Origin of the sequence: Weizmannia sp. CD-2023 (genome assembly GCF_036225245.1) — a bacterium.
GTDB lineage: Bacteria > Bacillota > Bacilli > Bacillales > Bacillaceae_C > Weizmannia > Weizmannia faecalis.
Map to the genome: position 1 here is coordinate 1 of NZ_JARTJQ010000002.1, position 21,770 is coordinate 21,770.

Consider the following 21,770-nt stretch of genomic DNA (forward strand, 5'->3'; position numbering starts at 1 on the left):
TAAATGGAATGTGCATAAATAGCCGTTGCTTTAAGCAAATCTTCCACATACATGTACTCATCTTTCTGGTGCATGACATCTTCGCGGCCCGGGAAAAGCGCCCCAAATGCCACACCTTTTTTAAGGGTACGTGCATATGTACCGCCGCCGATTGCCAACAGTTTCGCTTCCTCTCCGGTCTGCTCCTCGTACACTTTCGCAAGCGTCGTAATCAGCGGGTCATTTTTGTCAACATAATGCGGTTTCTGATCGGAAAAATGATCAAAACGCAAGCCGTCTTCTTTTAATTTCGACACAATTTTTGTTTTTCCTGCTTCGAGATCGAAAGTAACGGGATAACGCATATTTAATCCTATGCGGCCGCCTTTTTCCTGATGATAGGACATGATCCCAATATTGATCGTCAATTCCCCTGAAACTTCATCTTTGTACCCGATGCCGAAATATTCACCGCGCGAACGGCCGAAGAACTGGTTGAGCGTTTTGATAAATTTTTCCCCGGCACGGTCAAGCACCACATTGTTTAAAAATTTTGCCAAATAAAGCCCGGCGCTTTTTCCGTTTTCCGGTTCCGCACCATGAGCCGAAACGCCTTCCAGCTTTAAAATCAAAACGCCGTCGTCCACGAAATCCTGCCCGCGAAGCCCGGTTTCCTTTTGATAATCCTGGAATTTTTGCAAAAGTTCCGTCTGCTCGCCGTGCGTGACAATGCGTGCCTCCGCATAATCCGGCACCATATTGTAGCGGCGCCCCGATTCAAAAGAAAGCAGTTCCGCCTGCCCCGTATTTTCCGTTTTTTCCGGATCCTGGATAATGTCAAAATCGGCAATTCCTTTTTCCGCATAAATAATCGGGAAGTCGGCATCCGGCGAAAACCCAATGGTCGGCATTTCCTCGTTTGCAAAATAGGCGTCCATGCATCTCCAGTTGCTTTCTTCATCTGTGCCGACAATGAGGCGCACCCTTTTTTCAAGCGGTACCCCGAGTTCTTTTACAATTTTCATGCCGTAATAAGCCGCCATTGTCGGGCCTTTGTCGTCGCTTGAGCCGCGCGCATAAATTTTCCCGTCTTTGACTGTGCCGCTGTACGGGTCAACTGTCCAGCCGTCCCCCTCCGGCACCACATCGACATGCCCGAGGATCCCGAGAATGTCTTCTCCTTCCCCCATTTCAAGGTGCCCGGCGAGATTTTGCACATTTTTCGTTTTGAAACCGTCTTTTTCACCGAGATCGAGCATATATTGGAGCGCCTCCCTGACGCCTTGCCCGAGTGGTGCTTCTTCTGTTGCATTTACTTCATCAAGGACACTTCTGATGCGCAAAATCCCTTGAAGGTCGCGGATCAAATCCTCTTTCCTTTTTAATACTTCTTCCATCCAGTGGATATCGGCCATTTTTGTCGCTCCTTTATGTTGTCATTCGTTCTTTATTTTACTTCTTTTTCCATTGATTATAAAATGAATTGATATTTTTTGCCGGCCGGGGGATGAAGGACAAAACAGGAGACGGGAAACAGCATATGGTCTTTCTTTGGAAGGATGAAGGACAAAACATGGGCTGGTAAGCGGCGTTTTGTCCTTCATATCCACGATGAAAGACAAATCATGGGCTGGCAAACGGTAATTTGTCCTTCATAACCATGATGAAGGACAAAACACAGGTCGACAAGCGGCGAATTGTCCTTCAAAGGCGTGATGAAAGACAAATCACAGGTCGGCAAACGGCGAATTGTCCTTCATAGGCGTGATGAAAGACAAATCACGGGTCAGCAAACGGCGTTTTGTCCTTCATTACCATGATGAAGGACAAAACACGGGTCGGCAAGCGGCGAATTGTCCTTCAAAGGCGTGATGAAAGACAAATCACAGGTCGGCAAACGGCGAATTGTCCTTCATAGGCGTGATGAAAGACAAATCACGGGTCAGCAAACGGCGTTTTGTCCTTCATTACCATGATGAAGGACAAAACACGGGTCGGCAAGCGGCATATTGTCCTTCATAACTATGATGAAGGACAAAACGGATGCCGGGAAACAGCTAAATGTTCTTCATCAGGGTGATGAAAGACAGAACGTGGTGCTGGGACCGTTGAAATGTCCTTCATCGGGCTGGTAAAGGCATACCCAGCCGGATAGCGGCAACCCAGGAAAAGGACGGTAAAAAGAAAGCGCTACCAATAGTGGTTATAAACTTAGTGGGCACAACATATGGTGTAAACAAGAGCTGATATATTTGTCAATTCAGGCAAAAAGATGTACAATATAATTGTCTGACATCTTAGAAAAAATTTTTAGAAAAAGGAGTTGTCCGAACGGCACGCATATTCCTGTAAGCTAAACATGTTGTAAAGCTGTTTGTCGTCTTTGTCTTTGGAAAAAAGATGAGGGAGTGGTATTTTGAAACCATCAACAGACCGTATGCTTACTCGTATTAAGTCAATTTATGTGTTTATTAAAGAGAAAGGGACTGTGACAACCCAGGAACTGGTAGATGAGTTCGGCATCACTCCTCGCACCATTCAAAGAGATTTGAATGTGCTGGCATACAACGACTTGGTCAAAAGCACACACAGGGGGATTTGGACAACAACAAGCAAAAAAGTTAAGATGTCATCTTAGAGAAAGAAACAAATTGTTTTTTTGGAAAGCGGCAGCGGAGACATGCAGTGCCGCTTTTGGCATGTTTAAGAGCCGTTTATCCCTGCCATTTACAACCTATTCCCGCAGGTTCAATACTCCTCACCCGTACATCAGTTTCGCCTATCCTGCACCAACTTTTTACCCAAATATGCAAACCCCGCCTCCATGTGATGACCACTACACCGGACAGTTTATCCGCTAAAATGAAGTTAAGCTTTTTACTCCCGCTTGCAATCCCTGCTTCCACACGCTGAACCCTGACACCGGACAACTATCCGCTTAAGGTGGGTTCAACTTTTTATCCAAATATGCAACCCCGCCTCTATGTGATGGCCACTACACCGGACAGTTTATCCGCTAAAATGAAGCTCAGCTTTTTACCCCCGATTGCAATCCCTGCTTTCACGCGTTGAAACCTGACACCGGACAACTATCCGCTTAAGGTGGGTTCAACTTTTTACCCAAATATGCAACCCGCCTCCAGGTGTTGACCGCTACACCAGACAGTTTATCCGTTAAATGGGGTTCGGCTTTTTACTCCCGCTTACAACCCACGGCTAAACGGTTGAACAACCGAAAACGCCAGGAAGTTCAGCGTTTTACCCCCACTTGCAATCCCGCCAGCCATACACAACATTTATTACGCGTCTTGCCCGCAAGCCTTCCTGCCGCACAAATCATCCCGTCTTCTTACCGCATATGCAGCCTCGCCTTCACGCGTTGAATCCTTACGCCGAACAGCTTGTCCGCAAGTTTCGATTTCAGGCCAAGGTAGGCATAAACAACCGCACCGGCCGCGGCGCAAATCACAACAATCAGCAATGCCTGCCACCTTGAAGAAGGCGAAAGCACAAGTGTGAGCCCTTTATAAACAGCACCGACCACCGCCAGCATTACAGCATTAAAAATCAAAATCAGGATCGTGCGCCGGATCACCGTCCGATACGGATAGGCTGCGAAAATTTTGATCACAATAAAGCTGATCAGAATCGACGCTGTATACCCGATTGCCGTGGCGTAGACTGCGCCGAGAATCCCAAACATTTTGATCAGCGGGATATTCAGGCTTAATTTTAACAATAGCCCGACGAGCAAGCTTAAAATCGTCCAGCGCTGCTCATTGACCCCCTGCATGATCGCCGCTGTCACGGAATAAAGCGAGAACAAAATGGCAACCGGTGCATAATGCATCAGCACGCTGACCGAGACGGCGTTATCCGTATTATAAAAAATCGCAAAAATAGGCTTGGCCAAAAGCGACATCCCAAGCGCAGCCGGCACCGTAATAAAAAGCAGCACCTGCAATGTCTGGTCAACAGATCGGACGAGCATATCGCGCTCCCTTTTCGCGAAAGCTTCCGTAATCATCGGAACAAGCGTCATGGAGAAGGCGGTCGCTAGGGAGACCGGAATAATGACAAGCTTGTGCGACTGGAAATTCAATATCCCGAGCTGCGTCTGCCACATTTTCCCGAGCCCGACCGCTTCCATACCGCGCTTCACTGTCAGCTGGTCAACCATCTGGTAAAGCGAATTGGCGATCCCGACAAATACAAACGGCAAAGCAGAAAGGATGATTTCTTTATACAACGTGGGAATCGAAACATGCATTGTGCCTTTATCCTGTTCAAGCAGCCGGTCAAGATGCGGTTTTCGTTTGAACCAGTACCAAATGAGCACAAACAGGCTCGCCATCCCACCGACAAATGCGGCAAATGTCGCCGCGCTGATGGCGGACACGATGCTGCCGTGGAGCATATGTAAAATCACGTAAGCACCGATCAGCATAAATAAAATCCGGACAACCTGCTCCACAACCTGGGAAACAGCAGAAGGCCCCATTGACTGGTGCCCCTGGAAAAAACCGCGAATCAGGCTCATCACCGGAATAATGATCAGCGCAAAACTGACCGCCCGGATCACCACTGTCACGTCGGCTTTTGAGAAAACCTGGGCTTCCTGCTTACCGGCCATTGCCAAATCCGTAAAATACGGGGCAAAAACATACATCACAAGAAAGCCGGCAATACCGGTCCCAATCATTAAATACATGCTCGACCTGAACAGCTTCCGGCTGACTGCATATTCTTCCAGCGCATTGTATTTTGCCACATATTTTGCGACAGCAAGCGGGACGCCTGCCGTGGAAATGCTAATAAAAATATTGTAAGGGACATACCCGAACTGGTAGAGTGCCTCCGGTCCTGATCCGCCGATGATCGCATCAAACGGAATCACATAGAACACCCCGAGAATTTTCGAGATGATCGTCCCAAGTGTTAAAATAAACGTGCCGCGCAATAATTTTGAAGACATAAAATCCCTTCCCGCCCGAAATGATCTTCCGGCCGCCCCTGATGCGGACGGGCCTTTTTTCACACACTATAATGTAGTGTACCGCGAACATACCCGCTTGACAATTTTTTTATGAAGAATTTTTTTCACGGACAGATGGCGGGATGGATGGCAGTTGAGGCTGCAGCTGCCCTGGATCATCTTTTACAATCGTGTGGACAGAAAAAGCCGGGCCGGGCAACCCCCGCTTTATTTATGGTACAAAATCATCGCCGAAAAACAGTAAATCTGGTCATCTTCCTCCGGCTCCACCATGGCGGCAATATTATATTTGATATCAATGAGTTGGTCCTCGCCGATTTTTTCCAAAAACGTATTCATGCTTTCCTCAAGATCCTTTTCATGTTCACAATCAAAAAGTTTGACCTGTACCATTTGTGACCCCTCCCCGTTTTATTTATTTCTATTGTCTCCAATTTCAGAACATTTTAATCAGACGCATCAATTTTTAAAATCCAATTGGCATAAGTATAAAATATCGGGAAAAGGACGCAATAGGCAACAAGCGAATGGAGATTGTCCCATCCTTCCAAATAGTGGAACACCCTGAACTTAACAGCCATCATTTCCATCAGAGACGTGAATGCGATCCAGATGAGTAAATAAAAAAGCACGTGGCGTACAGAGCGGATCCGCGCCCAGGATAAACGCTGCACCGTAATAAACAAATAGCCATACAAGGTAAAGACAGGTATATAAATAATGAAGTCAAAAAGCTCGAGATCAGGCGAATCAAACGTGTTGTATAAGTTTAAAGGGTGCATCGCGCTAAGCACTTCATCCGCAAAGCAGGCCATTGCTGTAAAAAACAGCCCGTTCGCAAGCCCTGCTTTCCATGAAACAGCTTTTGGCAGGAGATACAGCGCCAGTATCAACCCTGCCAAAGCGGCAAGGGTAAAGATTTCATTCTCGTCAAATTTTTTCGGAAGCATGCCGGTGTACCTCCTTTTTCCTGTCCAACCATCTATAGAGCGCATCGCCTACGTGTAAAACCGCAAGATCAGTGAAGAAGAAAGCAAGGACATACCGCCATGACCATCCGTAGGTATACAAAATTTGCAAAAAATGGAGGATGGCGACATAACCTGTAAAAACAAGGAAAAAGCACACTGCAGCCAATGTTTTCCAGCCCGACGTCCGTGACAGGTGAAACACGTGCAAATACAGCAGAAACAAAAGGGGCACCTCAAACAGCACAAGCTGTCTGGAAATATAAAAAATCGGGGTATGGTGATCATGAACAAAGTGCAGGTTCATTTCCAGTATCCTTAAAAAATTGATTGTCCAGTAGTATAGCCATAAGTAAAGCAGCAATGATTTCATTTTTTCTGCCTCAAACAGCGCGCGGGACAAATAGGCCAGCCCTGCCCCTGCCAAAAGTGAAAATAAAAGAACCATCTTTTTTCCCCTTTTTTGTGGTTGATAGTCCTAGTTTGCCATTTCACAAACAAATTATGAATTTCACGCATAAAAAACGGGGCTTACGGCCATTTCACCGTAAAACCCCGTTTTCCGGAAATCCATCAGTTTGCCACAATGTTGACGAGTTTGCCCGGTACGGCAATGATTTTGCGAATCGTTTTTCCTTCCGTAAATTCCTTGATTTTTTCATCCGCAAGCGCGAGTTTTTCCATGTCCTCGCGGCTCATATTGCGGTCGATCTTTACTTTGTTGCGCACTTTGCCATTTACCTGAAGGACAATTTCCACTTCATTTTCGATGAGTTTTGAAGCATCAAAAGCAGGCCATGCTTCATATGTGATCGTCCCGCTGTGGCCAAGTTTTTCCCACAGTTCTTCGGCAATATGCGGGCAAAACGGCGACAGCAGTTTGACGAAGCCTTCCACATACGTTTTCGGTATCACTTCCACTTTATAGGCATCGTTGATAAACACCATTAATTGCGAAATGGCCGTGTTAAAATGAAGGGCATCGATATCTTCTGTCACTTTTTTGACCGTCAGATGATACGTTTTTTCCAGTGCCGGATTGGCCTTGTCCTGGATTTTTTCTGACAGGCTGCCGTCTTCATTCACAAACAGGCGCCAAATCCGGTCAAGGAAGCGGCGGGAACCGTCAAGGCCGTTCGTCGACCACGGGATCGATGCATCCAAAGGGCCCATGAACATTTCGTACAGCCGGAGCGTATCGGCCCCGTGTGACTCAAGAATGTCATCCGGATTAACGACATTGCCGCGCGATTTGCTCATCTTTTCATGGTTCGCGCCCAGGATCATGCCTTGGTTGAACAATCTTTGGAATGGTTCTTTCGTTGACACCACCCCGATATCGTACAAAAATTTATGCCAGAAGCGGGCATACAGCAAGTGCAGCACCGCATGCTCGGTTCCGCCGATGTACAGGTCAACCGGCAGCCATTTTTTCAGCTTTTCCGGATCGGCAATCGCTTTATGATTTTTCGGATCGATGAAACGGAGGAAGTACCAGCAGCTTCCCGCCCATTGCGGCATTGTGTTTGTTTCGCGCCGGCCTTTTTTCCCTGTTTTCGGATCGACAACATTGACCCAGTCTTCCACATTCGCAAGCGGTGATTCACCTGTTCCGCTCGGTTTGATTTCCTTCATTTTCGGAAGCATGAGTGGCAGCTCTTCTTCCGGCACGGCCGTTATGGTCCCGTCTTCCCAGTGGATAACCGGGATCGGCTCGCCCCAGTAACGTTGGCGGCTGAACAGCCAGTCACGCAGGCGGTATGTCACTTTCTTCTGTCCGATCCCTTTTTCTTCGAGCCACTCGATCATGCGTTTAATCGCTGCCTGTTTATCCAGCCCGTTTAAAAATCCGGAATGGACGTGTTCGCCGTCACCGGTATAGGCTTCTTTTTCAACGTTGCCGCCTGCGACGACTTCTTTAATCGGCAAATCGAATTTGCGGGCAAATTCATAGTCGCGTTCGTCATGGGCCGGCACCGCCATGATTGCGCCTGTCCCGTAGCTCATTAATACATAATCGGCAATCCAGATTGGCATTTTTTCGCCGTTCGCCGGGTTCACGGCATACGCCCCCGTAAATACGCCGGTTTTGTCTTTCGCAAGGTCCGTCCGTTCAAGGTCGCTTTTTAATTGCACCTCGGCAATGTAAGCCTGAACTGCATCGGCCTGCTCATCTGTTTTGATTTTATCCACAAGCGGGTGTTCCGGCGCAAGCACGGCATAGGTCGCCCCGAACAGCGTATCCGGGCGGGTCGTGAAAACGGTAAACGTTTCATTTGTGCCTTCAACCTGGAATGTCACTTCCGCCCCTTCCGAACGGCCAATCCAGTTGCGCTGCATATCCTTAATGTTTTCCGGCCAATCCAGCTCCTCAAGGTCTTCAAGAAGGCGGTCTGCATAGGCGGTAATTTTCAACATCCACTGGCGCATCGGTTTGCGGATGACCGGATGCCCGCCGCGTTCGCTCTTGCCGTCAATGACTTCTTCGTTTGCCAGCACGGTTCCGAGCGCAGGGCACCAGTTGACTGGCACTTCATCAATATAAGCAAGCCCCTTTTTCCACAGCTGCAGAAAAATCCACTGCGTCCATTTATAATATTCCGGATCAGATGTGTTGATTTCCCTATCCCAATCATAAGAAAACCCGATCGATTTCATCTGGCGGCGGAACGTATTGATATTTTGAATCGTGAAAACAGCCGGATCATTGCCGGTATCAATCGCATACTGCTCAGCCGGAAGCCCGAATGCATCCCACCCCATCGGATGGAGGACATTATATCCTTGCATCCGTTTCGTCCGCGACACGATGTCGGTCGCCGTATAGCCTTCCGGGTGCCCGACGTGAAGGCCTGCCCCCGACGGATACGGAAACATATCCAGGCAATAAAATTTCGGTTTATTTTCGTCTTCACCGGTACGGAACGTGTGATGCTCTTCCCAGTACTGCTGCCATTTCTTTTCGATTTTCCGGTGGTCAAAACTCATGACAGACTCCTCCTTTTTTATGTATCGACATTGACAATATAGGACGCAAAAAACCTCCCATCCCAAGAAAAAGGGACGAGAGGGTTCTCCCGCGGTACCACCCAAATTAGTGCAAGCACTCACTTTAAGTCCTTAACGCGGAATACGGCAAATACTAAAACGGGTTCATATTTGCAACTCAAAGGCGAGTTCACGGGGCTCTCTGATTGGCTTGCACCTTCCGCCAATTCTCTTGTTTCAGCGCCGCCGTTACTACTCCTTGTCAACGTTCTTCTATCGTTTATTCAATTTATAACCTATTTTACAGAAATTCATTCCCAGTTTCAATATTATTTTCCTGTTGCCCCAGAATGTGATTTTTCCACGAGTGGGCGGTCATATAACAAGGCCAATAAAAGGGAAATAGCGAGAAAAATAATGAGCAACCCGAACAATGCCTTCATGCCGAATGCATCTGCGACAAACCCGCCAACAACAGGGCCAATCATTCTGCCGCATGTTGCGACACTGTTGATGATGCCCTGGTAAAACCCTTCCCGCCCTTTCGGCGAAAGTGTATTGGCAACGGCGGGCACGGCCGGCCAGACAAGCATTTCCCCAACCGTTAAAATGCCCATTGCCACTAAAAAACCGGCAAAATGCCCGGCAAAGGCAACGACAGCGAATGACAGCATAAAAATGGCCGTCCCAACAACAATTTGCTGTTTGACTTCCGGCAAGAACCGCTTTAAAAACGGCAAAAGGAGCGGCTGGCCGAGCACGATGATCGCGCCATTCAATGTCCAAAGAAAGCTGTATTTGTTCAGCGATATATGAAGCGTCTGCGTATAAGTGGAAATCGTGGCCGTCCATTGCGTGTACGCCGTCCATGCCAGGAAATAAGCAAAGCATAACAGGATGAGTGATGCCACTTGCGCCCGTCCTGCACGTTTGGCAGAAGCAGCGGCTGCGCCCGCATATCCGGCATGTTTTTCGGCAATATTCCGGTAGCCGAAGATAGCAATCGCCATAAAAACAAGAAAAAGTGCAAGATTCGCTGCAAAAATAAGGTCAATGGAATAGGAAGCAATCACACCGCCCAGCGCGGCACCGAGTGCAACCCCGATGTTGTTGGCGACATAGATGGCATTGAACGCTTTTCTCCCTCCGCCTTTCCAAGCCGCGCCCGCCATTGCAAGGATCGCCGGGCCGATCATGCCGGAACCGAGCCCGATGGCACCGAGGAAAAATACATAATCCGGCCAAGCGTGGTTCCATGTCAAGCCGGCAAGCGCCGCGGCAGAGATCAAGCCACCCAGTATTACGGAACGGTAACCTCCGATTTTATCATGCAAATATCCACCCAAAAGACTGCCGATGACGCTTGTAAAATTATTCAGCATGAGCACAAGCCCGGCGATAAACAGCGATTTACCGAGATGATCGTGGATATAGATTGAATTTAACGGCCATAAAAAAGAAGCGCCAGTCATGTTGACAGCCATGCCAATGACAAGCAGCCACACAGTTTTTGGCAAAATGAATGCCCCCCTGCTAATGAATCGATCAAAGGAAATTGTAGGGGTTTTTCCCGACAGTTACAAGCATTCTTGCAAAATATAAATATTATGGCAATTCCCCGTCCTCTACTTGATCCAACATTTGCATTAAAAGCGGGATAAGGCCCGTGCCCTATCCCGCTTTCATGAATCCGGCCGGCTTTTCTTGTTGTTTTTCCTAATTTTAACGTGCCGAAACTGCTCCCATATTCCCGTTGTTCCCGCCGGATTTTTCGCTGGGTTACTTGCCTGGCTTTTCCGTTTTCCCCATTTGCTTATTGAGCATTTTGCCCCAGCAAGTTTCCGGCTTACGTTTTTCCAATTACATGGTCGGTTCATGTTCCTGTAAAATCATCTCGTTTTGCAGCTGCTGAATCACAAGGCGCATACGGTGGAGGCGCTCACGCTGCTGGGAGTTGGCACTGATCGCCAATTTGCAAAGTTCATTATAGGCTTCTTCCAGCTCTGTTAACGGTTCCGAAAAATCATAATAGCCGTAGTTTTCCTGGCGGTTGCCTTCCGCAAATTGCTCACGCGCCGATTGAACGGCTTGCTCGCAACGGTTGATACAATTTTCGACTGCTTCCCGTGTGGCCATCACGATTCCCCCCTTTATGCTTTGAAGCGTGCAGGCTTCATTTGTATAATGCCCCGTGCAGAAAAAATGTTTCCCCAGCGCATTGGGAGTTTCTTCCCGACAGCTCGATTTAGAATCCGAGCCGCCTTTGCACCCGCACCCGTTCATGGTAAAATGCAAAAGGAGTGCGCTGCATAAAGACGGTTTTTTACCATTTTGGGGCGCGAGCCTGTATGTCTGAAGAATAAGAACGATTTTGCCGTGTCCATTCCGGTATTCGAATGGAAAGCGCTGAAAAATATGATTTACATGGGGCACATTTGCCTTTTCACAGTAAAAAAACAGGCGTTCAACTTTCGCCTGTAGACCAATCAATAAATGGAGATGCTGCAAAGATGAATATGCTTCCTGTTCTCTCATTTGCTCATTTACTTTTAGAAAAAGCTGTAAAGAGCGGCGGTTTTGCCATTGACGCAACAGCCGGGAACGGGCATGATACTGTATTTCTCGCCAAACGGGTTGGAGAAGGTGGAAAAGTGTTTGCTTTTGATATCCAGCCGGAAGCGGTGAGGCGGACAAAGGAACGCCTGGAGAAAGAAGGCCTCGTTACGCGCGCCGAACTTTTCTGCACCGGCCATGAACATGCCAGCGAATGCATCCCGGCAGCGCTGCATGGCAAGATCAGCGGAGCGGTTTTCAATTTGGGCTATTTGCCGGACAGCGACAAAACGGTCATTACCCGGCCGGAGTCAACCATTGCCGCACTCGAGCAGATTTTTTCCATGCTTGAAACCGGCGGGATCATCGCAGTTGTGGTTTACCACGGCCATGAAGGCGGCGCGTATGAACGTGACCGGCTCCTGGATTATGTAAAACAGCTCGATCAGAAAAAGGCGCATGTGCTCCGGTATGAATTTCTCAACCAGGCAAACCATCCGCCTTTTCTTATTGCTATTGAAAAACGATAACGAAGGATCGATTGGTTCGGATTCAAAACATAACGGGAACCTGGCTTTTTCATGTCATTCCCAAAAGCGATAACATATGCGCCGGCTACGAACAGCTGCCTTTTTCAATCGCATATGAATCTGACCGGGTTCTGGATTATGCAAAGCCCGCCTTTTTTCATGCCATTCAAAAAGCGATAACAAAAGGGCCGGGTACGAAAAGCACGCCTTTTCTCATTGCCTTTGAAAAACGGTAACAACGGGGCCGGGTACGAAAGCCCGCCTTTTTTAATCGTATATGAACACGGCCGGCTCTTGAATGATGCAAAAAGTCCGGCCGGAAAAAGCCACATTGCTCCGGTTTCCTCAACCAGACAACCATCCGCCTTTTCTAAAAACGGCAACAAAGGGGCCGATAAAATCTGCCCTTTCCCGTTGCCACCAGCCGGCTCATTTTACTATTGTTTTTGCCAGGCTGGCCGGGATCATGTTTTTGATGGCGCGGTACATTTTTCCGTTAAAATAAAAGAATAAACTGATCGAGCCGGCAAATTTGATCATTTTCCGCGACAATTTCTGAACGCTCCGCTGCTTCTTCACCTTTTCATCTGACAAATAAACAGCCAAAAGCCCCCGGTTAATCAGTTTATGAAATTTTTCATTTGGGAGTCGGGCCGTATGTTTATCCGCCTCCTGCAAAAAATGCTTCAGCCGTTTAAACAGCTCTTCTTCGCTCGGGTAATAAAAACAAAAATTCAAGTCTCCGCCTTTTTTGTCTTCGTCCTGGTCGATAAAATAATCCAGCAGAATATGCAACCCCTGAATATAAGGAAAATACCCGTCACGGATGATTGTCGCATATTCAGGGCGGAAATCGTCCCGGAGCGCGTAGGAAACAAGGCAGAAAATCCCGAGGGTCGAGCCGGAACAGGCGGAAAACTCATACCATTCCATATCTGGAAAATCCGGCTTGTAGCGCAAAAACCATTCCTTTAGCCGCGGCACCCGTTCCTCTACGCGCACATGTTTATGTACTTGCAGATCCGAATAATAACGGCAAAGTTCCAGCAAATAAGGTTGAATGGCTTTATATTGAGGGATGCGGCTCAACACAACCTGGCATGTCCGCACGAGTTCATGCAAATAACCACCGTCATCCTGGTCCAGTCGGTAACGGTAATAATTTTTCAACGGTGCGCCGACTGTAAGCGCATCGGACATGGACTCGTGCAGTGCTCGGAAATCAACCGGGTCAAGCGATGTGCTGCGGTCGCATAGATTATCAAGATAGTCGCTGATCGTCTGGTAAGCGACAATAAACCGAAAAGCCGCTGTCCGCTCTTCCATTGCCAAAAGGCCGAGGATCGATCCGCCTTCACAGTGAAACGTTTTATGTTGAATGCTGGCGAGCGCCTGTGTCTTTAATTCATCATTGGGAATCTGGCGTGCCTTTTCCCGCCAGTAATGGAGTTCACGGTGGACAGCCGGCATCACCCGGCGGTAAACTTGCGCCATTAATGAGATCGGATAGGATGGAATTGTCACAAGCGTCACCTCATTCTAATATATAGCCTAACGTGCGGAGCCGGTTTTCCACAAAATTTTTCGCATAAAGGAAAACATCTTCCCTTTCCGGTTCATTGAAAATTTCATGGTAGCATTTCGGCCATTCTTTGTATAATTTTTCGGACACGGAAGTTTGGTTAAACCAATTTACGACAGCCCCCTTGTCCACAATTTTGTCATTCCCGGCCTGCATGACAAGAAACGGGACGTCCGGCAGCCGTACGGTATCCATCTGTGCCTGCCGCATCGCTGCGAGCAGCTCACGGTACCAGCGGACAGATACTTTTGTCAGCATCAATGAATCGTTGACCGCCTGCATTTGAATATCCTTATTCCGCGTTGCCATTTGCACGGTCAGCGGGCTGTTAAAGCGGAGGCCCGGGGCAATCCGGTTTAACCCGATCGAAAGCAGGCCGAGCAGCTTTGAAGGATACTGGACAAGCCCAAGGCACGGCGAGGAAAGAATAACCCCCGCGATTTTCAGATGTTCCTGCTCAAGCAGCCGGATGACCGCCAGCCCGCCCATGCTGTGACCGAGGAGAAAAATCGGGAGGTCGAACTGATAGGCTGCCGTCACCCACTCTTTTATCTCTGTTGTATATTCATCAAAGGAATCAATATGCCCCCTTTTTGCTCTTGATGTCATCCCATGACCGGGAAGATCGCCCATCACGACATGATAGCCGCTTGATCTCCACATCTCAATTAGCCAGCTGTAGCGGCGGTGATGTTCCATCGCGCCATGAACTATGACGATGACTGCTTTTGGGTTTTCATCTGCTTCCCATTTCCACATGTTCCTGCCTCCTTCAAAACCTGCGAAACCATCCTGCTTTTATTTTACCCATAATCCTTCTGTTCTGAAAAACATATGCCATTTTTAACCCGATTTATTCACAATTTATTCCCAATTCTTTAAGATAAAAGAAAAGATCAAAACAGGAGGGTATGAATATGATTTATGCTTACAATGGAAAAACCCCTTTGATTGCGCCAACTGCTTATATTGCTGACAATGTGACCGTTACGGGGGACGTTGAAATCGGCGATGAATCCGGCATCTGGTTTGGAACCGTTATCCGCGGCGATGTCGCACCGGTAAAAATCGGACAAAAGGTAAATGTCCAGGATAACTGCGTCCTGCACGAAAGCCCGCAAACACCGCTCATACTGGAAGATGAAGTGACGGTCGGCCACCAGGTAATTTTACATAGCTGCCATGTTCGGACAAAAGCTTTGATCGGCATGGGTTCAATTATTCTTGACGGCGCCGAAATCGGGGAAGGCGCTTTTATTGGCGCCGGCAGCCTTGTAACGCCCGGGAAAAAGATTCCTCCGCATACGCTTGCGTTCGGCCGCCCGGCAAAAGTGATCCGTGAACTTACCGAAAAAGATATCCAGGACATGCGCCGCATCGTCCGCGAATATGCCGAAAAAGCACAGTACTATAAAAATTCCGTCGGGCGCTGACAAAGGTTACCGGCGGGGACAAAAATAACGCCTTCTTTAAAAGCATCGGCAGCCGCACTGTTTTAAGCCGCAAACAAGCGAAAAAATGAACAAAAAAAGCCATGCTGCGAACCGGGATAAATGCAAAGCTTACCAGGCATATACGAAAAAAGCGTTATACGATAAAGGGGCCTGCCCCCGTTTCCGATTACACGGAAGCGGGGCCAGACCCCCCTTTTTTGTCCCAGCTTTCTTACTGTGAAACGCTGAACGAACACCGGACCATTTCACAATTCCATCCCCTTTTGAAGACGGAAAAACCTCCTGTCCGCTCATTTTGCGGACAACTTTACCCGGTTATTTTCCCGATTGTGAATCGATTTTTTGGAGATTACAGCGAAGCGCCGGCAAGCCGCCCTTGTGCGCCTTTTTGGAAATCGTACTTGTCTTCCATATACACGGCATGCCAGAGCATGAAAATGAGCACGGTCCAGATTTTCCGGCTGTAATCGAGCTTGCCTGCACAATGGTCTTCCAAGAGCTTCAGTACATATTGTTTGTTGATGATGTCATCGGTCGGGCTCGTTTTGATGATCTCTGCCGCCCAATCATGCATTTCATCTTTCAGCCAGTGGCGGATCGGGACCGGGAACCCGAGTTTTTTCCGATTCAGCACATGTTCCGGCACAATGCCTTCTGCCGCTTTACGCAAAACATACTTCGTTGTGTTATGAGACGTTTTTAAGCTCGCCGGAATTTGCGAAGCGACCCGGAACACTTCTTTATCCAAAAACGGCACACGCAGTTCAAGTGAATGGGCCATCGTCATCCGGTCCGCCTTCAGCAAAATATCGCCGCGCATCCACGTATGGATATCGATATATTGCATCCGGTTAACCGGATCATAGCCTTTTGTTTCATTGTACAGCGGCTTTGTGATGTCACGGTAGTCAAGGCTGTTGTTATAAGTCAACAGCAAGTCGCGTTTTTCTTCTTCGGTGTACATTTTCGCATTGCCAATATAACGGTCTTCCATTGGCGTGACGCCGCGTTCGATAAAGCTTTTTCCTTTTACCCCTTCCGGCAACACTTTCGCCAAAGCTTTCAAAATAGATTTTCCGGCAGCCGGAATTTTATCAAAAACTTCAAGCGACTGCGGTTCACGGTAAATATTATAGCCGCCGAACAATTCATCCGCGCCTTCGCCAGACAGAACAACGGTCACGTACTTTCTTGCTTCACGCGCCACAAAATAAAGGGGCACACAGGCAGGATCTGCGAGTGGATCGTCCATATGCCAAATGATTTTTGGCAGTTCTTTCATGTATTCTTCCGGCGTGATCACATAGCTGATATTTTCAACCCCGAGTTTTTCCGCCGTTTCTTTGGCCACATCAATTTCGCTGTAGCCGTCGCGTTCGAAGCCGACGGAGAATGTTTTAATGCCCGGATGGAACTGTTTTGCAATCGATGCCGTAATCGAGGAATCGATCCCACCCGACAGGAATGCGCCAACCGGTACATCGCTGCGCATATGGACTTTCACCGAATCAATCATTACGTCACGCACTTCTTGAATAAATTCGTCCTCGCTTTTATGAACCGGGTGGAAGGATGCTTTCCAATATCGTTTGATTTCCATCGGTTTGCCAATTTTTTTCACAAAATAATGGCCCGGTTCAAGTTTCCGGATGCCTTTTGTCATGGTGAAAGGTTCGGGCACAAATTGGTAGGTTAAATAATATTGGACAGCATCATAATTCAGTTCTGGTTTTTCCATGGCAAGCAAAATGCTTTTCTTTTCAGAACCGAAATACATTTTATCGCCGTCTTCATAATAGAAGAACGGTTTAATGCCGAACGGGTCACGCGCGCCGCACAGCGTTTGTTCCTGCTTATCCCAGATCGCAAACCCGAACATCCCGCGCAGGCGTCCGATTGCTTTTTCGCCGTAACGGCTGTACATGGCAAGAATGACTTCCGTATCCGAATTCGTTTCGAATGTCATCCCTTCTTTAATCAATTCTTCACGTAATTCAACATAGTTATAAATTTCGCCATTAAAAATAATCCAGTACCGTTCGTTTTCGTATGTTAAAGGCTGGTGCCCCGCCTCGATATCGATAATGCTCAGGCGCCTGAAACCGAACTGGATATGCTCGTCTTCATAAAAGCCTTCATCATCCGGGCCGCGGTGCTCAATCATATGATTCATCTGTTTAAACTGTTGCCTGTCTTCGTCTGATAATGTAACGGGATGGTCATGGACGCAGCCAATAAATCCGCACATGTAAAAAGTCACCTACTTCATTTCGATATACTCTATTGTAAATTTATTTCTTTAAAAAACAAATGCATTTCCGCCAAAATTTGACGGCCAAATTCTGCACATGTAATATAGTTTAGCATGTTTTCCGCCAGTTTGCAGGGTTTTTGTTAAAAATGAGGCAAACAGGATTCCTTATTCCCGCCGTTTTATGAAAAAGAGCGGCCTGTATACCAGGCGCGCTCTTTTTCCTATTATTTTCCGATATGATTGCGGGCGAATTCGTTCAACGCCCCGGCTTTGTCCGTTTTTTCCCAAGGCACATCCAAATCATCGCGGCCGAAATGCCCGTACGCAGCGATCTGCCTGTAAATCGGACGGCGCAAGTCGAGCATTTTGATAATGCCGGCCGGGCGCAGGTCAAAATGAGCTTCGACCGCCTCGATCAGCACTTTTTCCGGCACTTTTCCGGTCCCAAACGTATCGATGGAAATAGAAACGGGCTTCGCCACCCCGATCGCATACGCAAGCTGTACCTCGCATTTTTCCGCAAGGCCTGCCGCAACAATATTTTTCGCAACATAGCGGGCGGCATAAGCAGCGGAACGGTCCACTTTCGTCGGGTCTTTCCCGGAAAATGCGCCGCCGCCGTGCCGGGCATAGCCGCCGTACGTGTCGACAATGATTTTGCGGCCGGTCAGCCCCGCATCCCCTTGAGGGCCGCCGATGACAAAGCGGCCGGTCGGATTAATCAAATACTTTGTATCCGCATCGAGCAAGTGTGCCGGCACAACCGGTTCAATGACGTATTTTTTCATATCTTCCTGGATTTGTCCGGCGCTTGTGTCAGGATCATGCTGCGTTGAAATGACAATCGTATCAATCCGGGCAGGCTGGTTGTTCTCGTCATATTCAACTGTCACCTGTGTCTTTGCATCCGGGCGCAAATACGGGATCACTTCTTGTTTGCGGAGTTCAGCAAGACGGCGGGCAAGCTTGTGGGCAAGCGAAATGGGAAGCGGCATCAGCTCTTCTGTCTCATTGCAGGCAAACCCGAACATCAGGCCCTGGTCGCCGGCTCCGATTGCCTCAATCTCTTCGTCGCTCATCCCGCCTTCGCGGGCTTCCAAAGCCTGGTTAACGCCGCGCGCAATATCTTCGGACTGTTCGTCAATCGATGTCAGCACCGCGCAGGTTTCCGCATCAAACCCGTATTTCGCGCGCGTATAGCCGATCTCTTTAATGGTCTTGCGCACCACTTTCGGAATATCCACATATGTATTGGTGGAAATTTCCCCCGTGACAAGCACGAGCCCTGTTGTGACGGAAGTTTCACAGGCAACGCGGGCATTCGGGTCTTTTTCTAAAATGGCATCCAAAATGGCATCGGAAATCTGGTCGCAAATTTTGTCCGGATGGCCTTCCGTCACCGATTCCGATGTGAACAAATGCCGTCCTTTTAACATCCGCTTTTCCTCCTTATATGGTTACATATTGGAAACGGTACTCATACCCTAAACTCGATTCATTTCATGTACAAAGCCAAAAATAAAAACCTTCCCCATTCATCATGAGTGGAAAGGTTTTGACTTCAATCAATCGCGCCTTTCACTCTTATCGTTCAAGGAAACAATCCTTGCTGCAGGTTAGCACCTTTGCCTGGAAGTCAAGCGGCAGCTGCGTTGCGAGCGCATTGCCTGTTCCAGAGGCGGGTTGCTGGGTTTCATCGGGCCCGTCCCTCCACCAGCTCGGGATAAGAGTATCCGTTCAAAGTAAAATCATACGCAATTTAGCAGGCGCTGTCAATGATTTTTTCGCCCTTCTCCCCTTTGTCCTCTGCATTTTTCCCGGAAAAAAGTATGTAATAAACGGATGAATATGTTATACTGATATCGTTTAAAGTGAAATAAGTTATTCAAAGGGGCGGTTTATGAAAATGGATCTGATTGGCGCTTCTGACGATTTAAAGTTTTTGTTGTCGGGGGAAAACGTACGCATGCAGCTTTCCGTGCCACAATTAATGGAAAAAATTATCGAACGGAAAGAAGCTGTACTGACAACGGAAGGGGCCATTTCTGCTGCAACAGGAAAATATACAGGAAGGTCACCGAAAGATAAATTTATTGTCGTCGACTCCGAATCAAAAGACCGTGTCGACTGGGGCAAAATCAACCAGCCGGTTTCTCCCGGCGTGTTCAACAGGCTTTATGAAAAAATGGTCCGGCATTTAAAAGGGAAAGACGAAATTTTTGTGTTTAAAGGTTTTGCGGGTGCCGATCCAAAAAGCCGCCTTCCGATCCAGACCGTGAATGAGTTCGCCTGGCATAATTTATTCGCGCATCAATTGTTTATCCGGCCGGATGCGGAGGAGCTCTATCAACACGATGCGCAATTTACGATTCTTTCCGCGCCGCTGTTTAAGGCAGACCCGGCGCTTGACGGCACGCATTCCGAAGCGTTCATCATGATTTCACTTGAACGCCGGATAATTTTGATCGGCGGGACGGAATATGCAGGCGAAATGAAAAAAAGCATTTTTTCCATCATGAATTACTTGCTGCCGCAAAAAGGCATCCTTCCCATGCACTGCTCCGCCAATACTGGGAAAAACGGCGATACGGCCCTGTTTTTCGGCTTGTCCGGGACCGGGAAAACGACGCTTTCCGCCGATCCGGAGCGCGCACTTATAGGGGACGATGAGCACGGCTGGTCCGACAGCGGTGTCTTCAATATTGAAGGCGGATGCTATGCAAAGTGCATCGGGCTTACGGAAGAAAAAGAACCACAAATTTACCAGGCGATCCGTTTTGGGACCGTACTTGAAAATGTGGTCGTAGATCCGGTGTCCCGCAAACCGCAATATGACAACAATGCACTGACGGAAAATACAAGGGCTGCTTACCCGATTGAAAACATCGGCAATATTGCCCGCTCCGGCATGGCCGGCCATCCGTCAACCATTATATTCCTGACGGCCGATGCATCCGGTGTCCTGCCGCCGATCAGCAGGCTGACAAAAGAGCAGGCCATGTACCATTTCTTAAGCGGTTACACTTCTAAACTGGCCGGTACCGAACGCGGCGTCACGCGCCCGGAAGCCGTGTTCTCCACTTGCTTCGGCGCGCCGTTCTTGCCGCTTGAGCCCGCCGTTTATGCGGAAATGCTCGGCGAGAAAGTTGACAGGCACAACGTCCAGGTATTTCTTGTCAATACCGGCTGGACAGGCGGCCCGTACGGAACCGGTTCCCGCATGAAATTAAGCGATACGCGGGCCATGGTCCGGGCTGCGATAAACGGCAAACTGAAAGATACCGAAACACGGCAGGATGATATTTTCGGGCTACACATCCCGGTTCATATTGAAGGGGTGTCAGATGACGTCCTTTATCCGGCAGATACATGGACGGACAAGCAGGCTTACCGTGAAAAAGCGTTCGAACTTGCAGCCCGGTTCAAAGAAAATTTCCGGCAATTTTCGGTGCCGGATGACATTGAAAAACTCGGCGGCCCGCTTATATAAGCATAAACGGGAGCCCGCATTTTAAATTAAAATGAGACTCCAATTAAATTGTGGTATGCTCATTTCTGTAAAAGCGGAAACGCTGCAGCAACCCAAAAGGTTACGGCGAGTACCAAGGGTCTGCTCATTTAAGCAAAAGCGGAAACCCAGTTAAAACCAGGTGCTTGTCTGGACGGCGCTGATTCCTTCCTGCACTGCCCATTGATGGTGGGCACCGGCCATTTTTTCCACAGCCTCGTGAAGGTTGAGCCATTCCAAGTTATGGCTTCCTTTGCGGGGCTGTTCCCATTTTCCTAAATAAAACAGGCCTTCATCCATGGACCGCGCGCCCGTTTCCTGTGCCGCTTTGCCTAAAAAGCCCGCGATTTCAAGTTCCGCGCCGACTGTCCGCATCAGGCAGGCAAGTTCAGACTCCCCGCGGCTGATTTCCCCACCCGGCAGCCTGTAGCCGCTGCCCGATGGCACCACCCCGACTTTTTCTTTTTTCGCATCAAAAATGACGGCATATGCGCCGCAAGCTTTTTTGTAGTCCGTTTCCATCTTTGGACTTCTCCTCCTTTTTCAAGCAAATGCGGAAGGCCGGCCCTTTACCTCAAGTATTCGATTCTGGCGGGAGTAGCTGCCAGCCTTTTTAAATCGCTGCGACCAGTTCTCTTTTCCAGTTTTAGAAGCCGGCCTCTCTTCCGATTAGTATTTTCAATCCTGCCCATTTCATCCCGAAGAACCAGGCTGGCGGCACACTTGCAAGACGTGTTGCGTTCGCCAATATTCCTGTCCACACCGGTCTAGGCCCAGTTGAAAAATTTTAGCAGTTCCATTCACCAATACTCCGGCACCACTCCCGCCGGATCCGTTCTTTCTCCGCGCTACCCGCAAGCTGGTTCAGTTCCGTTCACAAGGCATTGCCCTTTGGCCGAATTCCGGCGTTCTCCGCAAGACCAGCCAGGCATTACACTTGTAAAATTCCCTTCCGCCC

The 21,770-nt window shown here is 48.4% G+C and carries 17 protein-coding genes, 1 riboswitch and 1 other annotated feature; of the genes, 4 read left to right on the forward strand and 13 right to left on the reverse strand.

The window, feature by feature from the left end:
* Window positions 1-1,394 (reverse strand): dipeptidase PepV (gene pepV, locus P9687_RS00165; protein WP_328228849.1); only part of this gene is annotated, 1,394 nt, incomplete at its 3' end.
* A 1,001-nt stretch (window positions 1,395-2,395) separates the two neighbouring features.
* Between pepV and P9687_RS00170 the strand changes: the two genes are divergently transcribed.
* Window positions 2,396-2,617 (forward strand): DeoR family transcriptional regulator, encoded by a 222-nt coding sequence (locus P9687_RS00170; RefSeq protein ID WP_014097668.1) that lies wholly within the window; start codon window positions 2,396-2,398, stop codon window positions 2,615-2,617.
* A 711-nt stretch (window positions 2,618-3,328) separates the two neighbouring features.
* Here the strand turns inward: P9687_RS00170 and P9687_RS00175 are convergent.
* From P9687_RS00175 to P9687_RS00205, 7 genes are all read right to left on the reverse strand, one after another.
* Window positions 3,329-4,954, reverse strand: a complete 1,626-nt coding sequence (locus P9687_RS00175; protein WP_014097667.1) for a putative polysaccharide biosynthesis protein — start codon at window positions 4,952-4,954, stop codon at window positions 3,329-3,331.
* A gap of 228 nt (window positions 4,955-5,182) precedes the next feature.
* Window positions 5,183-5,368, reverse strand: coding sequence for a sporulation protein Cse60 (locus tag P9687_RS00180; RefSeq protein WP_017550251.1), 186 nt, complete (start codon window positions 5,366-5,368; stop codon window positions 5,183-5,185).
* A gap of 53 nt (window positions 5,369-5,421) precedes the next feature.
* On the reverse strand, window positions 5,422-5,925 hold the full coding sequence (locus P9687_RS00185) for a hypothetical protein (RefSeq protein WP_017550250.1): 504 nt from the start codon (window positions 5,923-5,925) through the stop codon (window positions 5,422-5,424).
* Complete coding sequence (locus tag P9687_RS00190) at window positions 5,906-6,391, reverse strand: hypothetical protein (protein ID WP_017550249.1); 486 nt, start codon at window positions 6,389-6,391, stop codon at window positions 5,906-5,908. Before P9687_RS00190 ends, P9687_RS00185 begins: the two co-directional genes overlap by 20 nt.
* Window positions 6,392-6,516: 125 nt before the next feature.
* Window positions 6,517-8,931, reverse strand: a complete 2,415-nt coding sequence (leuS, locus tag P9687_RS00195) for a leucine--tRNA ligase (RefSeq protein WP_026683705.1) — start codon at window positions 8,929-8,931, stop codon at window positions 6,517-6,519.
* Between the two features lie 68 nt (window positions 8,932-8,999).
* Window positions 9,000-9,206 (reverse strand) — a binding site (T-box leader).
* A 54-nt stretch (window positions 9,207-9,260) separates the two neighbouring features.
* Entirely contained in the window at window positions 9,261-10,448 is a 1,188-nt protein-coding gene (locus tag P9687_RS00200; RefSeq protein ID WP_035189001.1) for an MDR family MFS transporter, read from the reverse strand.
* Between the two features lie 343 nt (window positions 10,449-10,791).
* Window positions 10,792-11,067 carry a YtzC family protein gene (locus tag P9687_RS00205; protein WP_014097661.1) on the reverse strand — a complete coding sequence of 92 codons (276 nt, stop codon included), beginning with the start codon at window positions 11,065-11,067 and terminating at the stop codon, window positions 10,792-10,794.
* Between the two features lie 374 nt (window positions 11,068-11,441).
* Here P9687_RS00205 and P9687_RS00210 point away from each other — a divergent pair, with 374 nt between their 5' ends.
* Window positions 11,442-12,014, forward strand: a complete 573-nt coding sequence (locus tag P9687_RS00210; protein ID WP_014097660.1) for a class I SAM-dependent methyltransferase — start codon at window positions 11,442-11,444, stop codon at window positions 12,012-12,014.
* Between the two features lie 429 nt (window positions 12,015-12,443).
* Here the strand turns inward: P9687_RS00210 and P9687_RS00215 are convergent, their stop codons facing one another.
* Window positions 12,444-13,538 (reverse strand): tetraprenyl-beta-curcumene synthase family protein, encoded by a 1,095-nt coding sequence (locus P9687_RS00215; RefSeq protein ID WP_014097658.1) that lies wholly within the window; start codon window positions 13,536-13,538, stop codon window positions 12,444-12,446.
* 10 nt (window positions 13,539-13,548) lie between these two features.
* Window positions 13,549-14,355, reverse strand: a complete 807-nt coding sequence (locus tag P9687_RS00220; protein ID WP_014097657.1) for an alpha/beta hydrolase — start codon at window positions 14,353-14,355, stop codon at window positions 13,549-13,551.
* Between the two features lie 158 nt (window positions 14,356-14,513).
* Between P9687_RS00220 and P9687_RS00225 the strand changes: the two genes are divergently transcribed.
* Window positions 14,514-15,029: a gamma carbonic anhydrase gene (locus P9687_RS00225; protein WP_014097656.1), complete on the forward strand. Its 516-nt coding sequence runs from the start codon at window positions 14,514-14,516 to the stop codon at window positions 15,027-15,029.
* Between the two features lie 370 nt (window positions 15,030-15,399).
* Here the strand turns inward: P9687_RS00225 and asnB are convergent, their stop codons facing one another.
* Both asnB and metK read right to left on the reverse strand, forming a co-directional pair.
* The gene (asnB, locus tag P9687_RS00230) at window positions 15,400-17,298 is read right to left on the reverse strand and encodes an asparagine synthase (glutamine-hydrolyzing) (RefSeq protein WP_014097655.1); all 1,899 of its coding nucleotides are present in this window, start codon (window positions 17,296-17,298) and stop codon (window positions 15,400-15,402) included.
* A 230-nt stretch (window positions 17,299-17,528) separates the two neighbouring features.
* Window positions 17,529-18,740: a methionine adenosyltransferase gene (metK, locus tag P9687_RS00235; RefSeq protein ID WP_014097654.1), complete on the reverse strand. Its 1,212-nt coding sequence runs from the start codon at window positions 18,738-18,740 to the stop codon at window positions 17,529-17,531.
* 145 nt (window positions 18,741-18,885) lie between these two features.
* A riboswitch (SAM riboswitch) is annotated at window positions 18,886-19,034 on the reverse strand.
* 170 nt (window positions 19,035-19,204) lie between these two features.
* On the opposite strand from metK, the gene pckA reads away from it, so the two are divergent.
* On the forward strand, window positions 19,205-20,794 hold the full coding sequence (gene pckA, locus P9687_RS00240; protein ID WP_017550244.1) for a phosphoenolpyruvate carboxykinase (ATP): 1,590 nt from the start codon (window positions 19,205-19,207) through the stop codon (window positions 20,792-20,794).
* 150 nt (window positions 20,795-20,944) lie between these two features.
* On the opposite strand, the gene P9687_RS00245 is transcribed toward pckA, so the two are convergent.
* Window positions 20,945-21,334, reverse strand: a complete 390-nt coding sequence (locus P9687_RS00245; RefSeq protein WP_014097652.1) for a DNA mismatch repair protein MutT — start codon at window positions 21,332-21,334, stop codon at window positions 20,945-20,947.
* Window positions 21,335-21,770 lie beyond the last annotated feature (436 nt).